At 64.2% G+C, this 17,884-nt stretch carries 18 protein-coding genes; 8 read left to right on the forward strand and 10 right to left on the reverse strand.

Going from position 1 to position 17,884, the window contains the following annotated elements; all coding sequences use genetic code 11:
* The first annotated feature begins 35 nt into the window (after positions 1 to 35).
* On the forward strand, positions 36 to 428 hold the full coding sequence (locus tag DOM54_RS05995) for a RidA family protein (protein ID WP_110602014.1): 393 nt from the start codon (positions 36 to 38) through the stop codon (positions 426 to 428).
* Positions 429 to 496: 68 nt separating this feature from the next.
* On the opposite strand, the gene DOM54_RS06000 is transcribed toward DOM54_RS05995, so the two are convergent.
* The 8 genes from DOM54_RS06000 to DOM54_RS06035 form a co-directional block, all read right to left on the reverse strand.
* Positions 497 to 1,987 carry a sodium:solute symporter family protein gene (locus tag DOM54_RS06000; protein WP_110602016.1) on the reverse strand — a complete coding sequence of 497 codons (1,491 nt, stop codon included), beginning with the start codon at positions 1,985 to 1,987 and terminating at the stop codon, positions 497 to 499.
* A 202-nt stretch (positions 1,988 to 2,189) separates the two neighbouring features.
* A complete protein-coding gene (locus DOM54_RS06005; RefSeq protein ID WP_071231068.1) occupies positions 2,190 to 2,582 on the reverse strand; it encodes a RidA family protein in 393 nt (130 codons plus the stop codon).
* Between the two features lie 52 nt (positions 2,583 to 2,634).
* Positions 2,635 to 4,104 (reverse strand): N-acyl-D-amino-acid deacylase family protein, encoded by a 1,470-nt coding sequence (locus DOM54_RS06010; protein WP_110715475.1) that lies wholly within the window; start codon positions 4,102 to 4,104, stop codon positions 2,635 to 2,637.
* A gap of 16 nt (positions 4,105 to 4,120) precedes the next feature.
* Complete coding sequence (locus DOM54_RS06015; RefSeq protein ID WP_110715476.1) at positions 4,121 to 4,984, reverse strand: MurR/RpiR family transcriptional regulator; 864 nt, start codon at positions 4,982 to 4,984, stop codon at positions 4,121 to 4,123.
* Between the two features lie 165 nt (positions 4,985 to 5,149).
* Entirely contained in the window at positions 5,150 to 5,914 is a 765-nt protein-coding gene (locus DOM54_RS06020; RefSeq protein ID WP_110715477.1) for an amino acid ABC transporter ATP-binding protein, read from the reverse strand.
* Entirely contained in the window at positions 5,911 to 6,585 is a 675-nt protein-coding gene (locus DOM54_RS06025; RefSeq protein ID WP_110715478.1) for an amino acid ABC transporter permease, read from the reverse strand. The genes DOM54_RS06020 and DOM54_RS06025 overlap by 4 nt, the downstream gene beginning before the upstream one ends.
* Before the next feature lies 1 nt (position 6,586).
* Positions 6,587 to 7,252, reverse strand: a complete 666-nt coding sequence (locus DOM54_RS06030; protein WP_110715479.1) for an amino acid ABC transporter permease — start codon at positions 7,250 to 7,252, stop codon at positions 6,587 to 6,589.
* Positions 7,253 to 7,333: 81 nt separating this feature from the next.
* A complete protein-coding gene (locus DOM54_RS06035; protein WP_110715480.1) occupies positions 7,334 to 8,173 on the reverse strand; it encodes a transporter substrate-binding domain-containing protein in 840 nt (279 codons plus the stop codon).
* 166 nt (positions 8,174 to 8,339) lie between these two features.
* On the opposite strand from DOM54_RS06035, the gene DOM54_RS06040 reads away from it, so the two are divergent.
* The 3 genes from DOM54_RS06040 (at position 8,340) to DOM54_RS06050 (ending at position 11,590) form a co-directional block, all read left to right on the forward strand.
* Complete coding sequence (locus tag DOM54_RS06040) at positions 8,340 to 9,110, forward strand: IclR family transcriptional regulator (RefSeq protein WP_110715481.1); 771 nt, start codon at positions 8,340 to 8,342, stop codon at positions 9,108 to 9,110.
* Between the two features lie 23 nt (positions 9,111 to 9,133).
* Positions 9,134 to 10,354, forward strand: a complete 1,221-nt coding sequence (locus tag DOM54_RS06045) for an amino acid deaminase (RefSeq protein WP_110715482.1) — start codon at positions 9,134 to 9,136, stop codon at positions 10,352 to 10,354.
* A 495-nt stretch (positions 10,355 to 10,849) separates the two neighbouring features.
* Positions 10,850 to 11,590, forward strand: a complete 741-nt coding sequence (locus tag DOM54_RS06050) for a DUF481 domain-containing protein (protein WP_162619773.1) — start codon at positions 10,850 to 10,852, stop codon at positions 11,588 to 11,590.
* Between the two features lie 82 nt (positions 11,591 to 11,672).
* Here the strand turns inward: DOM54_RS06050 and DOM54_RS06055 are convergent, their stop codons facing one another.
* Positions 11,673 to 12,470, reverse strand: coding sequence for an SDR family NAD(P)-dependent oxidoreductase (locus DOM54_RS06055; protein WP_110715484.1), 798 nt, complete (start codon positions 12,468 to 12,470; stop codon positions 11,673 to 11,675).
* 211 nt (positions 12,471 to 12,681) lie between these two features.
* Here DOM54_RS06055 and DOM54_RS06060 point away from each other — a divergent pair, with 211 nt between their 5' ends.
* Both DOM54_RS06060 and DOM54_RS06065 read left to right on the forward strand, forming a co-directional pair.
* Entirely contained in the window at positions 12,682 to 14,739 is a 2,058-nt protein-coding gene (locus DOM54_RS06060) for a TonB-dependent receptor family protein (protein WP_110715485.1), read from the forward strand.
* 86 nt (positions 14,740 to 14,825) lie between these two features.
* On the forward strand, positions 14,826 to 15,005 hold the full coding sequence (locus DOM54_RS06065; protein ID WP_110715486.1) for a hypothetical protein: 180 nt from the start codon (positions 14,826 to 14,828) through the stop codon (positions 15,003 to 15,005).
* A gap of 78 nt (positions 15,006 to 15,083) precedes the next feature.
* Here DOM54_RS06065 and serA read toward each other — a convergent pair whose 3' ends face one another.
* Positions 15,084 to 16,334, reverse strand: coding sequence for a phosphoglycerate dehydrogenase (serA, locus tag DOM54_RS06070; RefSeq protein WP_110715487.1), 1,251 nt, complete (start codon positions 16,332 to 16,334; stop codon positions 15,084 to 15,086).
* A gap of 391 nt (positions 16,335 to 16,725) precedes the next feature.
* Between serA and DOM54_RS06075 the strand changes: the two genes are divergently transcribed.
* Both DOM54_RS06075 and DOM54_RS06080 read left to right on the forward strand, forming a co-directional pair.
* Positions 16,726 to 17,004, forward strand: a complete 279-nt coding sequence (locus DOM54_RS06075; RefSeq protein WP_240613791.1) for an exodeoxyribonuclease VII small subunit — start codon at positions 16,726 to 16,728, stop codon at positions 17,002 to 17,004.
* Positions 16,994 to 17,884 carry a farnesyl diphosphate synthase gene (locus DOM54_RS06080; protein WP_110715488.1) on the forward strand — a complete coding sequence of 297 codons (891 nt, stop codon included), beginning with the start codon at positions 16,994 to 16,996 and terminating at the stop codon, positions 17,882 to 17,884. The genes DOM54_RS06075 and DOM54_RS06080 overlap by 11 nt, the downstream gene beginning before the upstream one ends.

Consider the following 17,884-nt stretch of genomic DNA (forward strand, 5'->3'; position numbering starts at 1 on the left):
GATCTCGTCCCGCGAACCCATCAGGAGAACAATCCATGAGCATCAAACGTTATGGCGTCGAGGGCGGCGTCGGCACCGGCGGCCAGAAACTGCCGTTCGCCCGCGCCACCGAAGCGGCCGGCTGGCTGTTCGTTTCCGGCCAGACCCCGATGACCGACGGTGAAGTCGTCGAGGGCAGCATCATCGAGCAGTCGCGGCTGGCCTTCGCCAACTGCCTGCAGATCGCCGAGGAGGCCGGTTACGGCGTCGAGGACGTGGTCCACGTCACCGCCGTACTCACCGACGCGCGCTACTTCAGCTCGTTCAACAAGGTGTTCAAGGAAGTGTTCGGCGACCACCCGCCAGCGCGGATCTGCAGCGTTCAGGACCTGGTGGTGGACTGCAAGGTCGAGGTGGACATCAAGTGCTATCGCGCGGACCGGGCGTGAATGCGTCGATCGCTACGAGAACGCCACCCCGCTGGGGTGGCGTTTTCGTTGGTGCCGACGGTTCCGTATCAGATTGACTTGCCGCTGAGCGCGCTGGCGGGGTCCTCCTCCAGTTCCATGCGCTCGCGTTCGTCGTCGATGATCTTGAGCGCCTGTTCCGGTGTCACCTTCGAGGCCGGGGTGACCAGGCTGACGACGACGCCCACGACCAGTGCGACCAGGACGGCGGGGATGCTGGGGTTGCCCCAGAAAGCGGTCCAGCTGTCGACATTGATCACCGCCAGCGAGGTCGCCGATGCGGCGATCAGCGTGGCGATGGCGCCCTGCCAGTTGTAGCGTGGCCAGAAGCGCCCCAGCACGCCACAGACGAACATCCCCGCCATCACCGTGGCGATCATGCTGGTGATATAGCTGATGACGTTGTTGGAGGTGAGTGCGAACAGCAGCGCCAGGCCGATGGTGGCGACCAGCGCCAGCCGGGACAGCCCCACGACCTTGCGTGCCGACGGCGTATGCCCGGTAAACAGCACATAGACATCGCGCAGCAGGATCGAGACGCCGGCGATGGCATCGGAGCTGGCGCTGGACATGGTCGCCGACAGCCCCGCGACCAGCAGCAGCAGGCCCAGCCACAGCGGCAGGATCTCGGTGGCGAGGAACGGGAAGGCGAAGTTGCTGTTGTCCAGGCCGGGGTTCAACGCGTGGGTCGCCATGCCGATGATCGCCGGGATGATCGAGAAGAACAGATAGAGGATGCCGGTGATCACGAACGACTTGCGTACCGAGCCTACCGAATTGCCGGAGTAGATCCGCTGGCGGTAGGAGGGCGTGGCCAGCACGCCGACGGCGATGACGGCGGCGAGCGAGATGGCCGGTACCAGGCCGATCTTGTCGATGCCGAGGAAACTGGTGGCCGCGACGTCCATGTTGGCACCGAGTCCGGAGAAGCCGCCGACCTCGAACAGCGCGATGATCGCCATCACGATGAAGCCGACGAACAGTACCACCGCCTGCACGGTGTCGGTCCAGATCACCGCCATGTAGCCGCCGATCACGCAGTAGATGCCGAAGCCCAGGGCCACCAGGATGCGTGCGGTGGTCAGGTCGATCCCCGCCATCCATGACAGATAGAGGCCGCCGCCGAGGATATGGGCGCCCAGCCAGCCGATACAGGCGATATAGATCAGCACCGCGACGATGTTGCGCACCCAGCGATTGGCGCCGACATAGTAGGAGAGCTCCTCGCTCATGGTCATGAAGCGGAAGCGGCGCACCGGGGCGAACCAGAACGCCAGCAGCAGCACGCCGATGGCCCCGCCGATGCCGTAGAGCGCGCCGGCCCAGCCGTTGGCATAGCCGAACCCGACGGCGCCCATGCTCGAGCCGGTACCGACCATGGTGGCCACCGTCGTGCCGATGGTGAGGAAGATCGGGACGCTACGCCCACCGAGCAGGAAATCATCGCCGTTACTGCGACTGTTGCGAGAGACCCACCACCCGAACGCGATCATGACGAGCACGTAGGCGACGAAGGCCCCGAGGAAAACGTGACTGTTCATAACGACCTCTTATAATTGTCGTTCCGGTCGTTGCCGCGACCGGAGCAGTGTGGAATGTCATGGCCCATGAGGTTTTTCACTGCGGTCGCGCCCTTGCCGGGGCGCGACCACCTTTCTTTCTCACGCCTTTTCCGGCGTCTCTTCCTTGCTTGCGAGAGTGTCAGTGAATCGGCGCTGCCTCGAAGCGCAGCAAGCTACGAGACTAGGCGCGATCGGCGCGATAGCACTTGATGTCCACTTCCACCTTGCAGTCCACCACCAGGTCCTGGACGCTGCAGATCCGCGCCGGCGGATGATCGCCGAACACTTCCTTGAACACCTTGTTGAACGAACTGAAGTAACGCGCATCGGTCAGCACCGCGGTGACGTGGACCACGTCCTCGACGCCATAGCCGGCCTCCTCGGCGATCTTCAGGCAGTTGGCGAAGGCCAGCCGCGACTGCTCGATGATGCTGCCTTCGACGACTTCGCCGTCGGTCATCGGGGTCTGGCCGGAGACGAACAGCCAGCCGGCGGCTTCGGTGGCACGGGCGAACGGCAGTTTCTGACCGCCGGTGCCGACGCCGCCCTCGACGCCATAACGTTTGATGCTCATAGGGTTTGCTCCTGGGTTGTCTGAAGGTCGGGTGAGTAAAACGGGTAAAAGCTCATGAGCCCGGGCGAGAGGGGCGAGCCGACAGCCGAACCTGGCGCCGCAGCAGTCGTCCGGCCCGCGGTTCGCTGGCCTTGCCCTGGCGATAGCCGATCACACCGTTGACGATGACCAGCTCGATGCCGCTGGCCTGGGCGATTGGCGTGGTATAGGTCGCGGTATCCTCGAGGGCGTCGAGATCGAACAGCACCAGGTCGGCGAAGGCACCGACGCGAATCTCGCCGCGATCGGTGAGGCCGAAGTTGGCGGCGGAAAGCCCGGTCATCTTGCGCACCGCCTCGGTCAGCGGCAGCAGTTTTAGGTCTCGGCTGTAGTGGGCCAGCACCCGCGGGAAGGCGCCCCACAGCCGTGGGTGTGGATGCGGATCGTTGGGCAGGCCGTCGGAGCCCACCATCGACAGCGGATGCGCCAGCACCTGGCGCATGTCCGCCTCGCTCATGTTGTGGTAGACCGCGCCGGCCGGCTGCAGGCGCCGCGCCGCGTCCATCAACGACAGCCCCCACTGCTCGGCGATCGTCTTCAGCGGTTGGCGCGCCATTTCCGGATGCGGATCGGACCAGGTGATGAAGATATCGATCTCGTCGGTGACCTGGCCCAGATCCAGCGTCGAGGAGCCGGCGGTGTAGGGGTAGCAGTCGCAGTGCACGCCGTGGGCGCGCGCGGCATCGTCGAGCTTGGACAGCGCCTTGGGGGCATTGCCCCAGTTGCCGGCCCCGGCGCACTTGAGGTGCGAGATCACCAGCGGTGCCCGCCCGTGCCTGGCGGTGGCGAAGGCCTCGTCCATCGCTTCGGGAAGCCCGGCGAATTCGTCGCGCAGATGCGTGGTATAGACGCCGCCGGCTCGGCCGACCGTCTCGACCAGCGTGTTCATCTCGGCGGTGGGGGCGTGATAGGCGTTGCGATAGGCGAGCCCGGAGCTCATGCCTAAGGCGCCTTCGGCCAGCGCCGTTTCCAACTGCTCGCGCATTGCGGCGATCTCAGGGTCGCTGGCGGCTCGGTCGAAGCGATCCATCACCTGGCTGCGCAGGCTGGTATGGCCGATCAGCGCCGCCACGTTGACGCTGGGCTGGGCCTGTTCGATCGCCTCGGCATAGGCGGCGAAGGTCGGATAACGGAAATCCTCCGCTCGGCCGAGCAGGTTCATCGGGTCCGGCACTTCGCCGGAAAGTCGCACCGGGCTCGCGCTGATACCACAGTTGCCGACCACCACCGTGGTCACGCCCTGGGACAGTTTGGGCAGCATCTGGGGGGTACGGATGACGTTGGTGTCATCATGGGTATGCACGTCGATGAAACCCGGCGTCAGCACCAGTCCTTGCGCCTCGATCGTCTCGCGGGCATCGGGGTGACCTAGATCACCGATGGCGACGATCCGGTCGCCGTCGATCGCCACGTCGGCGATGAAGGGCTCGCGTCCGCTGCCATCGATGAGGCTGGCACGGCGAATCAGCAAATCGTGAGACATGGGAGCTCCCGGATTCTCAATCCCCCAGCGGCTGGCGATTGTCGCCGCCGCGATGGGCATCGAGGGTGATCTTGAGTCGTCGCAGCTTGTCGCGGGTCCGCGAGCGGTGACGCAGAGCCAGGCCGAGAGCCAACATGTCGATGGCGGCCATCATGGCGTAGCGTGACGACGACGGAAAATAGATGTAATCGGTCTCGCGGGCGGCCAGCGGCAGCGTGATATCGGCGATCTTGGCCAACGGCGAGCCGGTAGCGGTAATCGCCAGGACCCGCGCACCGTATTCACGCGCCAGCTCCGCAGCCTCATTGATCTCCGGCGTGTAGCCGGTCACCGAGAGCGCAACGACCACGTCGCTGGGCTCCAGGGTCGCGGCGACCATGCGCGGCAGCAGCGCCTGGGGGTAGGCGCTGATGGCATAACCGAGCCGAACCAGCCGGAACTGCATCTCCTGCGCCATCACCGTCGAACCGCCGCCGGCGCCGAACACCAGGATCTGGCGGGCATCGTCGAGCATCGCCACCGCGCCCTCGACGTCGGCCTGCTCCATCAGCGTGCGATTGAGCGCCAGGGTCTGGGCGGCGGTGTCGTAGATCACGCCCAGGCCATCGTCCTCGCTGGCCTCCTGGATGAAACGGCGGCCGGCCGCCAGCGCGCGGGTCAGGCGGGTCTTGAGATCACGCACGTTGCGGCAATCCACTGCCCGAGCGAAACGGGTCACCGTGGCATCGCTCACCTCGGCGCGCCTGGCGATCTCACCGATGCTCGCCTCCGCAACGAAGTCGATATCGTCGAAGATCAGGTTCGCGACCTTTTTCTCCGCCTCGCGCAGACTCGGCAGGCAAGCGGTGATTTGCGACAGGATGTCGATCTGCTGGCTCACGGGGCTGTCCTTCGGCATCACTTCGGAGGCGATTCTGTTCTGATACTTTCTAACCTAAAAATATTTTATTTGAAAGTTATTACCGAGTGGCAGCGAAAAATCCCGCCCAAAGTCGTAGACATTGCTGCTTCCGGGCGGCTCCAAGAGCCAGGCACCGAGAAAGCGTCAGAACGACGACGTCTTGAGAAACGCTTGCAGACGTGGCGACTCGGGATTCAGGAACAGTCGCTGGGGTGGCCCCTGTTCGGCGATTCGGCCGTCCTCCATGAATACGACCTTGTCGGAGACGTCCCGCGCGAATCGCATTTCGTGGGTGACCAGCACCATGGTCATGCCTTCCTGAGCGAGGGATCGAATCGTCTCCAGCACCTCGCCGACCCGCTCCGGGTCGAGCGCGGAAGTGGCTTCGTCGAATAGCATCACCTTGGGGCTCATGGCGATCGCCCTGGCGATGGCCACGCGCTGCTGCTGGCCACCGGAGAGCTGAGAAGGTCGATGGTCACGCCGCTCGAGCATGCCCACCCGGTCGAGCCAGTGATCGGCCAACTCGACCGCCTGAGGCCTCGGCATGCCCCGGACCTTGGTCAGGCCAAGCGTGACGTTATCCAGCGCACTCATGTGGGGAAACAGGTTGAAGGCCTGGAACACCATGCCGGTCATCGCTCGCTGACGCGCGACTTCCCGCTCGCCGATTCGGACCCGCTGGCCATGCCGGAGGTGGTAGCCAATCGCTTCGCCGCCGATCAGAACGTCGCCCTGGTGAAACTCCTCGAGCAGGTTGAGACAGCGCAGCAGGGTGGTCTTGCCGGAACCGCTGGCGCCGATGATCGATACGACCTCGCCCTCGGCGACGGTGAAATCGATGCCCTTCAGCACCTCGAGCTCGCCGAAACGCTTGTGTAGATCGCGTACTTCCACGATAGGGGTCATACCGCTCTCCTCGTCGGTTGGTCGAGACGCCGACCGATGAAACGCCCGACCTGCTCGATGGCGAAGTCGATCAGGAAATAGATCACGCCAGCCAGCAGGTAGAACTGCATGTTGAGAAAGTTGTTGCTGATGATCTGCTGGGTCGTGAGCAGCAGCTCGGCGACACCGATCACCGACAACAGCGTCGAGGCTTTCACCATCTCCACCGCGGCGGTGATCCAGGTCGGCAGGGCGTAGCGCAACGCCTGGGGGAACAGGATGTAGCGAAAGATGCCGCCAAAGGTGAGGCCGATGGCGCGGCCGGCTTCGATCTGGCCGCGTGACAGCGACTGCAGGGCGCCTCGCAGTATCTCGCCGACATGGGAGGCGCAGAACAGCGTGAGCGCCAGTGCGCCCGCCTGGAAAGCGTTGAGGTTCAGACCCACGGCGGAAGAGACGTAGAACGTCGCCAGTACCAGAACCAGTACGGGCGTCCCGCGGATGATGTCGATGTAGAGGCGAGCTGGCCATTTGAGTGGCTTGCCACCGTAGGTGACGGCGATGCCGATCACGATGCCGAGCACGGTGCCGGCCAGGATGGCGATCAGCGATACCGCGAATGTAATCGCCGTGCCGTGGAGCAGCGCGTCGCGATTGGCGACCACTTCACTTAGAAAGTAATCCCATTCCATGTCAGTTTTTTTCCAGCACCAGTCGCTTTTCCATTGCCCTGAGTACCAGCGTGATGGCGTAGCAGCAGACGATGTAGAGCAGCGAGGCGACGAGCCAGACCTCGATCACCCGGAAGGTCTCGGAATTGATCTTGCGGGCGTAGTAAGTCAGCTCCGGCACCGCGATGGTGGCGGCCAGCGACGTATCCTTGAACAGCGAGATGAAGTTGTTGCCGAACGCCGGCAGTGCGTTGCGAAACATGATCGGTAGCACGATGTAGCGCTTGATCCGCAACGAGGTCAGGCCGATCGCCTGGCCTGCCTCGACCAGGCCCTGGGGAACGCTCATCAGGCCACCGCGGAAGACCTCCGCCATGTAGGCACTGGCGTAGAGCGACAGGGCCACGATGAAGCTGGTGATCTTGTCCAGCGACAGCCCGAGTTGCGGCATGCCGAAGAACAAGAACAGCACGATCACCAGGATCGGCAGATTGCGAAGGATCGATATCCAGGTAAAGGCCAGGCTGCGTAGCCAGCGGCTGGGGGCGCGACTGGCAAAGGCCACGACCAGCCCCAGCACGGAGCCGATGGCGATCGATACCAGTGCCAGCAGCAGGCCGAGGCCGATACCGCTGAGCAGTAACGGCCACTGCGCCAGGATGGGGGCGAAGTTGAAGTGATAGTTCATGTCAGTCCATCCGCTCGGGGAAGCGGTTCGGGAGGGCGTTGCCGGGCCAGAGGCCGCCCGGCGACGCCGGCGGGCCGGGGGTCAGCGCATTTCGGCGGGGAAGCCGGTCTGCGGTGCGGGAGGACGCTCGCCGAACCACTGTTCGAACGCGTCGGCATAGCGCTGGAACTCGACGCCGTACATGGCTTCCTCGAGGGTGGTATTGACGAAGTTCAACCAGCGCTGGTCGTCCGGCGAGACCGCGCAGGCGTAGGATTGCGGGTTCCAGCTGTAGCCGGCATCGACATACCGCCCGGCGTTGTTCTTCATGTACCACTTCAACGTCGACAGGTCGGTGGCCACAGCATTGGCGCGGCGTGAGTTGAGCGCCTGGTAGATCAGGTTCTGGCTCTCGTACTGGTCGACCTTCGCTTGAGGCAGCGCCTGGTGAACCATCTCCTCGGCATAGACGTTCTGCAGCACAGCGATCGTGATGTCGCTGCCGGCCGCCTTGAGCGCGTCGTAGTCGGCATAATCACTACCCTTGAGCATCAGCAGGCCGACACCTTCCCGATAGTAGGGCACGGTGAACGCCACCTGCTGGGCGCGGGCTGCCGTGACCGTCATCCCCTGGCAGGAGATATCGACCTTGTTGGTCAACAGGTTGGGGATGCGGGCATCCGAGGACTGGTTGACGAAACGGACCTTGCTCGGATCGTTGAACAGGCCCTGGGCCAGAATGTGGCCGATATCGGCATCGAAACCGACGGTCTGGCCGTTGTCGGTGAAGTGCCAGGGCGGATTCGAGCTGCCGGTGCCGACGATCAGTTCGCCACGGTCGAGTACCGTCTGCAAGGTATCGGCCTGGGCGGTCGTGGCGGCAACCGAGGGGATGAGGGTGAACGCCGCAACGGCGCCCAGCGCTTTGAGGATCGTTTTCATGGAGTGGACTCGTCTTGTTGCTGTTATTTGTCCGATATACCGGACCGTTGTCCGATTTATCGGATGAAATTATACTGCACTCATCCATCGCCCCTGCGCAAGTGGGTTTTCCGGCCGCAGGCGAGGGCCGCTAGACTGAGGCCCAGACAGTCATCAACGAGGTGATATGAGCCGTTCCAGTACTACATCGACCCCCCGGGCTCGTGGCGTCGATCGCGTCATCTCGCTGTGCGAACAGCTTCACTTGCACCGTCAACCGATGACGCCGAAGGCATTGATGGCGGCCACCGGCGCGCCGCGATCGAGCGTCTACGAGCTGGTCAACCTGCTCAGTGAAGCGGGCTGGCTGGAGACGGAGAGCGACGGCCGGATCTTCTTCGGCCGGGCAATGCACTCCTTCGGTCTCGACTATGCCGACCACAATGACTTGCTGCGCCGTGCCCGGCCCGTGATGCGCCAGTTGTCTGCGCGTTTCGACGAGACCACCCAGCTGTGCATGCTGGATGGTGACAAGTACACGGTCATGCTCAACGAAAACGGCGCCCGACCTTTTCGTATCAGCTCCGAAGTCGGGGTGAAGGTGCCGATTCCCTGGACCGCATCCGGCCGGGTGCTGCTCGGCGGCATGAGTCGGGAAGCGATGCTGGAACTGGTACCAGAGGAGGATTTCACGCTTCCCAGCGGCGAGCGTATCGATATCGATGGATTCATCGCCGATATCGAGTCGACACGTCGCCGGGGTTACGCCCTGACCGAGGGCCTGGTCGACAGTTTTGCCTGCTGCATGGCCGCTCCCATCCACGAGGGCACCGGCCCAGCCCGGGCCACGCTCTGCTTCACCGTCGGCCGTGACGCTGACGAGGCTCGCCGTGAAACCTTGCTTACGGCCTTGCGCGAGGCGTCCTGCTCGCTCTCCCGCGAGACCGATCCCCGCTGACATCCCTATCCGGAGAACAGATCATGAACAAGACGACTCCCCCGGCAACGCGGCAGAAAGGGACCCTAAGGTCGATGCCTGCTCAACTGCTGGCTGACGTGCCGCTGCCGGCGGCGGCGATACTCGAGGCGCCGCTGGCCCACAACCTGGTATGGATGCAGCGCTTCGCCGACGACCACGGTGCCAAGCTTGCTCCTCACGGCAAGACCACCATGGCACCCAAGCTGTTTCAGCGTCAGCTCGAGGCGGGGGCCTGGGGCATTACCCTGGCCACGGCGGTGCAGACGGTCGCGGCGCATGCCCATGGCATAGCGCGGGTATTGATGGTCAATCAACTGGTCGGTCGGCCGAACATGGCGCTGGTGGCGGATGCCATCGAGGCGGGGCTGGAGTACTACTGCGTGGTCGACGGCGCGGACAACGTTCGCGACCTGGGGGCATTCTTCGCCGCCAGGAACCTGACACTGAATGTATTGGTCGAGCTGGGTATCGACGGCGGCCGCTGTGGTTGCCGTACTGCCTCGCAGGTCGACGCGCTGGTGGCGGCGATCGCCGCCGAGCCGGCGCTGGCGCTGGTCGGCATCGAGGGTTACGAGGGCATGATCGGTGGCGACGACGAGATTGCCGCGGTACGCGCCTACGGCGAGCGGCTGGTCGATACCGTCAAGACGCTGCGCGCCAGTGGCGCACTCCAGCGCGAGGCGCCGATCGTCACGGCCTCCGGCTCCAAGTGGTTCGATCTGATCGCCGAAGCGTTCGACAAGGCGGAGCTGCGCGAGCACTACACGCCAGTGCTCAGACCGGGCTGTTACGTGGTTCACGATCACAAGCTCTATGCCGGTGCGATGGATGCGATCAAGGCCCGTGATCCGGCGCTCGAGGGTGAGTTGAAGCCGGCGCTGGAAGTGTTCGCCCATGTCCAGTCGCTACCTGAGCCGGGCCTGGCGATCATCGCCTTGGGCAAGCGCGATATCGGTCACGAGCCGGATCTGCCGTTGCCGCTCCGTCTCTATCGCCGGCACGACGATGACACCTCGGCGCCCGTCGACGTCCGCTCGTGGCGAACGACGAAGATCATGGATCAGCATGTCTTTCTCGAGATTCCCGACGAAGCCGAGATCGCGGTTGGCGATGTCATCGCCTTCGGCACTTCGCATCCCTGCCTGACCTTCGACAAATGGCGACAGCTGCTGCTGGTCGACGAGCGGTTGGCAGTGAAAGAGGTGATCGAGACCTGCTTCTGATGCCGCTGCCGCATTCGCCATTAAAAAGTGGAAATGGTTTCCATAAATATTGACGCCCGGTCGCCGCTCGCTTAACTTGGCATCCATGAGCGGCGACGACGGGTGGGTCTCGTTGTCGACGGCACTCCCTTGACAGGGTGGATCGCGCGCCCGGCCGAAGAGCCGTTCGGCCGCCTCGCGATGCATCTCCCGAGCGCTCTTCCGTCGGGATGAGACCTAACGAATCATTGACGGAAGTTTGTGGCGAGCCAATGGCTCGCCTTTTTTATATCCAGCGCATCGATCTCCCGTTCATGCCGACCCGGGGCCTTGAATTCGCAGGCAAATAAGGAGCAAAACGACGTTCGGTTGTTTCCTCGTCGTGGGTTACGTCTAATGAAAAGCGCTGACGTCAATTCGACGGACGGCGCGTTTCGACAGCCACAAGAGGCCGACAGTGTGAATCATCAAGGACGAAAGCCCACTCAGGGACATTCGCGGCGCCGGAAAGTGCTCATGGTCGCCAGCCTGGGCATCGCGGGTCTGACCTGTGCCGGTATGGCGCAGGCCCAGCTCGAGGATTTCGAGGTCATGGACAACCCGGCGCAGGCGGAGAAGCCTTTCGAGGGAACCGCCGAACTGGGCTACAACAAGATCAGCGGCAACAGCAACAGCGAGAGCCTGCGTGCCGGGGTCGACATGACCTGGTTCCGACAGGCGTGGTCCTACAGTTTCAAGGCGACTGCCAAGAGCGCCAGCGACAACGACGAAACCTCGGCGGAGGAGTATCTGGTCGCCGGGCGGACGCGCTACAACCTTTCTGCCTCCAACTACCTGTTCGGTCTGGCCCGCTGGGACAAGGATCGCTTCTCGGGCTACGATTCCCAGTCGACCCTGGCCGGCGGTTACGGGCGCCAACTGCTGAGCGGTCCGCCGCAGTCGCTGGCCGTGGAGATCGGCCCGGGCGTGCGTCACGACGAGTACGAGGAGGGTGGCCACGACAACGTCGGCCTGCTCTATGCCGGGCTCGACTACGACTGGCAGTTCTCGGAGACATCGAAGTTTTCGCAGTCGCTGGCGACAGAGGCGTCCGACGAGAACATCGTCGGACGCTCGGAAACCGCCTTGACGGTGGCGATGAACGACACGCTGGCGCTCAAGGTCTCCTACGAGGTCGAATTCAACGACAGCCCACCGCCGGGCGCGTCCAGCCAGACCGATACCGCCACGGGGGTGTCGCTGGTCTACAACATGTGATCCGCCGGCGGAGAGATGCCGAACCAGAACGGGGCTTCGGCCCCGTTTTTCATGGCAGCGCTTGGGTGAGACGTGATTCGGCTCAATTCTGGACCGAGATGACCGAGCCGCCGTCGACCCTCACATTGCTGCCGTTGACGAACGAGGCGTGCTGCGACACCAGCATGGTGATGACGAAGGCCACCTCGTCGGCTTCGCCGCGGCGCTTGGCGACGATCCCGGGGCGCTCCTCCTTCAGAAAGCTTTCGATCGCTTCCTCGAAGGTACAGCCGAGCGCTTCGGCGCGCTGCGTCATCATGCCGTCGGTCATCGGCGAGGCGACGAAAGCCGGCGCAACCGTATTGCACAGCACCCCAAAGGCAGCTTCCTTGTAGGAGAGATTCTTGACGAACGTGCTGAGCGCCGCCTTGGCGGTATTGTAGACCGCCTCTTCCCAGTAGGGCTGGATGGTGTTTTCCGAGGTCAGGCAGATGAAGCGCCCCCAGCCACGATCGCGCATCGCCGGGATGGTCGCTCGCGCCACGCGGACCGCCGAGAAAAAGTCGATCTGCCAGGCGTGCTCGTAATCCTCGTCGCTGAGTTCCAGCGGGTCACCCTTGGCCCCGGTGATGCCCGCGGTGTGGACGACGATATCGATCGCGCCGAAGCGTTCGACACCCTGGCGAACCAGCGCATCGATTTCGGCCTGATCGGTGACATCCGCCACGATGCAGAGCGGGTCGCCATCAATCTCGGCGGCGGCGCGGGAAAGCGCCTTCGAATCGAGATCACTGAGAACCAGGTTGACGCCTTCGGCGGCGAGCGATTTGGCCGTGGCCAGACCGATACCGCCCTGAGCGCCCGTGATCAGCGCCGTTTTACCGCGAATCGCCAGATCCATGATCAAGCCTCCTTGCTCAATGCGGAATGGGTGCGAAGGGATACCGAACTCGCGCCTCCAGCATGGTCGAGCTTGTCGGTTCCCGCCAATCCCGCCTAGGGCGGATCGCCTTGCGGGGGCGGGCTGGAGACGCAAGAATGGGGGCTTCTCACGCCATATCGCGATTCAAAGCCGCGGGAAAAGCGGCGACATTCTGATTGCAGGGAACGCCATGACATTCCGTTATCTCTCGACGGCGCTGACTCTCGGTGCCGCCATGCCCGGCGTCGTGCTGGCGCAGCCCGCGCCGGCAACGTCCTCGTCCGGCGCGCAGCCGGTGATCGAGGTCACCGCGCCACGGCTTGCCCGTGAGCTTTACGCGACGCCTGCCGCGGTCTCGGCGGTCGATCGTGACGAGATCCAGCAGGGCCAGCAGCGCGTCCGCCTGGACGAATCGCTGGTCACGGTCCCCGGTCTCTTCCTGCAGAATCGCGACAATTTCGCCCAGGGGCAGCGAATCTCCATCCGCGGCTTCGGCGCCCGTGCGCCCTTCGGTGTGCGCGGGATCACCGTTGTCGTCGATGGCATTCCCTACACCCTGCCGGACGGCCAGGCCCAGCTCGATGCCATCGATCTCGACAGCGCCGAGCGCATCGAGGTGATTCGCGGTCCGGCGGCCGTCCAGTACGGTAACGCCGCCGGCGGCGTGATCAGCGTGACGACCGCCGATGGCAGCGATGACCCGGGTAGCCACATTCGGCTGGAAGGCGGCAGTGACGGTTATCAGAAGTACGCGGTCAGCAACGGTGGGGTGAATGGCCCATGGTCCCACCATGTCAGCGTGTCGGCGCTCAATGTCGATGGCTATCGCGATCACAGTTCGACCGAGAAGTACCTGCTCAACGCCAAGCTGCGCCGCGAGCTGGGAAGCGATCGGGCGCTGACGGCGATCGTCAACCTGCTCGACAACCCGCGCTCGGAAGATCCGGGCGGTTTGACCCGCGAGCAGGTTCACGAGGATCGCGATCAGGCGGGGGCGTTCACCGAGGAGTACGACACTGGCCAGTCGGTCGATCAGCAGGTGCTGGGCCTGCAGTACGAGGATCTGTCGGCCGGTCCGGGGGAGTTCTACCTCAAGGGGTTCTATCTCAAGCGGGATTTCGAACAGCAGTTGCCTTACCCCGGCGACAGCCTGATCGACTATCAGCGCGACTATTATGGCGCCAGCGCCGAGTATCACCAGACGCTCAACGTGGGCGATATGCCGCTGCGCTATGTGGCGGGGCTCGACCTGGCGCGTCAGCAAGACGATCGCGGACGCAAGAACGTCGCCTTCAATGGCGATGTCACCGGCAAGGTCGCCGATGAGACCCAGACGGCCACTTCTGTCGGTACCTTCCTGCAGGGCGATCTCGATCTTACCGAGCGCTGGACGCTGTCACTGGGGGGGCGCTACGACCGGGTCGATCTCGATATCGATGACGACTATCTCGGTGACGGCGACAACGGCGGCGACCGGACTTTCCATCAATGGAGCGGCTCGGCCGGGTTGAGCTATCGCTATCGTCGCAACCATCAGGTCTACGTCAATACCGGTACCGCCTACGAGACGCCGACCTTCTCCGAGTTCGCCAATCCCGCCGGCATCGGTGGTTTCAATCCGGATATCGAGCCGCAGAAATCCTGGAATCGAGAGATCGGCCTGCGCGGCAATTTCGACAACGGTCTCGACTACGACGTGGCGCTGTTCTCGGTGCGCGTGCGCGACGAGCTGGTGCCCTACGAGGGCGATGATGGACGCACCTTCTACGAGAACGCCGGCGACAGCGATCGCGACGGACTCGAGGTCGCGCTGGGCTGGCAGTTCGATCCGAGCTGGCGAATCGACAGCGCCTTGACGCTGGCCCGCTACGAGTTCGATAGCTACGCCAGCGAGGCGGGCGACTACGGTGGCAATCGCATCCCCGGCCTGCCGGAGCAGACCTGGGCCAACCGTTTGACCTGGCAGGGGCTGGATCGGCGCTTCGCGGCGCTCGAGACGCAGTACGTCGGCGATATGGTGGCCGACAACGCCGGCGACGTTCACGTCGGCGACTACTGGCTGGTCAACCTGCGCGGGGGAGATGGCTGGCGTCTGGGTGGCGATACCGTGCTCAAGCTCTACGGCGGTATTCGCAACCTGTTCGATATCGAGCATTACGCCAACGTGCGTATCAACGCCAGTAACGACCGCTATTTCGAGCCGGCACCGGGACGAACGGTCTATGCTGGTATCGGAATCGACTTCTGAGGCATCGTCGGCCGATGCCTCGAGGTGGAAAATACCAGAGCGGCGACGGTGTATCGCCGCCATCATCGATGATTCAAGGAACCGTTATGCGCACTTTCGTCCCGTTTGTCGGAGCCCTGGTCCTGCTCTCTCTCGTTAGCGGCTGCACGTTCAACCGCTACAACGATGGGCATCGCGAGGTGAAGCCCGGCGTGCCCCAAGAAGGGCCGACCAGTAACCCGGCAGACGCCTCCCGCGGCCAGAATGGCACTGGCGAACTGCCGTAGGCGGCGGTGATTTCCGAGACCTGACGCAACAAGCCGCCCGCAGGCGGCTTGTCGATCGACGGCGCACCGAGGCGACGATCAGGCCTGATAGTCGCTCTCCGAATAGAGCACCCGCAGGCGCAGGGTGTGGTTCACCTGCTTGAGCGCTTCCAGCGCCTGCTTGCCGTAGGCCTTGTCGACGTCGATGACGACGTAGCCGACCTTGTCGTTGGTCTGCAGGAACTGGCCGGCGATGTTGATGCCGTTCTCGGAGAGCACGCGGTTGATCTCGGAGAGCACGCCGGGCACGTTCTCGTGGATGTGCAGCAGGCGGTGCTTGTCCGGATGTGACGGCAGCGCCACTTCGGGGAAGTTGACCGAGGTGATGGTGGTACCGTTGTCGGAGTAGGTGACCAGTTTCTCGGCGACCTCGATGCCGATATTCTGCTGGGCTTCCAGGGTCGAACCACCGATGTGCGGCGTCAGGATCACGTTGTCGAGCCCACGTAGCGGCGAGGTGAACTCCTCGTCGGCACCCTTGGGTTCGACCGGGAAGACATCGATCGCCGCACCCAGCAGCTTGCCGCTCCTGAGCGATTCGGCCAGCGCGTCGATATCCACGACCGAACCGCGCGAGGCGTTGATCAGGATGCCACCCTGTTTCATCAGCGCGATCTGTTCGGCGCCGATCATCCAGCGGGTGGAGGGCAGGTCCGGCACGTGCAGCGTGACCACGTCGGCGCGGGCGAGCAGCTCTTCCAGGCTGCCCACCTGGCGCGCATTGCCCATGGCCAGCTTGGTCACCACGTCATAGTAGAGCACGTCGAAGCCGAGCCCTTCGGCGAGCACGGAGAGCTGGGCCCCGATGCTGCCGTAGCCGATGATTCCCAGTGTCTTGCCGCGCGCCTCATGGGAGTTCTTGGCCGACTTGAGCCAGCCGCCCTGGTGGGCGCGGGCATTCTTCTCGGGAATGCCGCGCAGCAGCATGATCGTCTCGGCCAGGACCAGCTCCGCCACCGAGCGGGTGTTGGAGTAGGGCGCATTGAACACCGGAATGGCGCGCTTGAGCGCCGCATCGAGATCGACCTGATTGGTGCCGATGCAGAAACAGCCGACGGCGGTCAGCCTTTCCGCCGCGGCGAAGACCCGCTCGGTGAGCTGCGTCCGGGAGCGAATGCCGATGAAGTGCACGTCGCGGATCTTATCGATCAGATCCTCTTCGGTCAGCGACGTGGAGAGCGTCTCGATACTGGTGTAACCCGCGTTCAGCAGCGTGTCCACGGCGGACTGATGAATGCCCTCGAGCAGGAGGATCTTGATCTTGCTCTTGTCCAGAGACGTCTTGGCCATTGGTGGATCAACCCTTCTTCATCGGCTTGTGGCGACGGTGGCATGACGAGCGGCGTCGCATTCATGGGAAGATCTGGCGAACCGGGGCGGGGAGCCCCCGCTTCGGCGCCGCCAGCGGGCGCATAGCTTAACACAGGCACTGCCGGGCAGGATGAAAATGACGCGGCTTCAACGTGAAGCCTATGCATCCGTGAAGTGCGCCGCCCAGCCCGGCATGGGCGACCACGAGGCCGCCGGGCCGGATTTGCCGCCGGGGGCAGACGTCCCCCCCGGGCGGCGGTGTATACTGGGAAGCCGTTTCCGAACTGGCGTGGCGTTATCCGGACGTTCGCGCCTCGATGAGAGCTCCCGGCGCCATCTGGATGGCCGCGAGCGATGACACGAGAGCCCCATGCCCGACAAGATGGCTGACAAGGACGTTTCCCAGGACGACCCCAAGGACTTCGCCGCGACGCTGGATCGGCTCGAGACGCTAGTGGCTCAGCTCGAGTCCGGAGAACTGACGCTGGAGGCCTCGTTGAGCGCCTTCGAGCGTGGCGTCCGGTTGACACGGGATGCCCAGCACCGCCTCGACAGTGCCGAGCTCAAGGTCCAGGCCCTGCTCGAACAGGGCGATGGCGGCCTGCAGTCGGTGCCGTTCGAGACCCGGGAGCCGGACCATGAGCGCTGATCAACCCGGTGTCGCGGCGGTGATCGACGCGGCACGGTCACGCAGCGAGCACGTGTTGACCGGCTGGCTCAATCGCCAGAACGGCAGCTGCGCCACCCTCGACGATGCACTCCGGTACAGCGTGCTGGGGTCCGGCAAGCGGCTGCGTCCGGTGCTGGTCTATCTCGCCGGGCGTGCGCTCGGGGCCGAAGACGACACGCTGGATGCGCCGGCGGCGGCGATCGAGATGATCCATGCCTATTCGCTGGTCCACGACGATCTGCCGGCCATGGATGATGACGACCTCCGCCGCGGCCGGCCGACGGTCCATCGCGCCTTTGACGAGCCGCTGGCCATTCTGGCCGGCGATGCGCTGCAGACGCTGGCATTCGAGGCGCTCGCCTCCAGGCCGCATCCGCGGCTGGCGGCCCTGATCACCACGCTCGCCCAGGCCGCCGGTCGGGATGGCATGGCGGCGGGGCAGGCGATCGATCTCGGTGCCGTCGGTGCCCCGATGGATCTCGCGGCACTGCAAATGATGCATCAGCACAAGACGGGGGCGTTGATCCGTGCCGCCGTGCGCCTGGGGGCGCTGGCCGCGGTCGAGGAGTCCGATCCCCGGGTGGCGGCACTGGATCATTACGCCGCGGCAATGGGGCTGGCGTTCCAGATTCACGACGACGTTCTCGACGTCACCGGCGACACTCGGACCCTGGGCAAGACCTCCGGCGCCGACGCGCGCCGCGACAAACCGACCTATCCTGCTCTTCTCGGTGTCGCACAGGCCCGTGATCGCGCGCTCCACCTTCTCGACGAGGCGCTCGAGGCCCTGCAGCCGCTGGGCGAGGCAGGCCTGCCACTGGCGGCTCTGGCCCGTTTCATGATCGATCGCGATCACTGA

Source organism: Salinicola acroporae (assembly GCF_003206615.1).
Lineage (GTDB): Bacteria > Pseudomonadota > Gammaproteobacteria > Pseudomonadales > Halomonadaceae > Salinicola > Salinicola acroporae.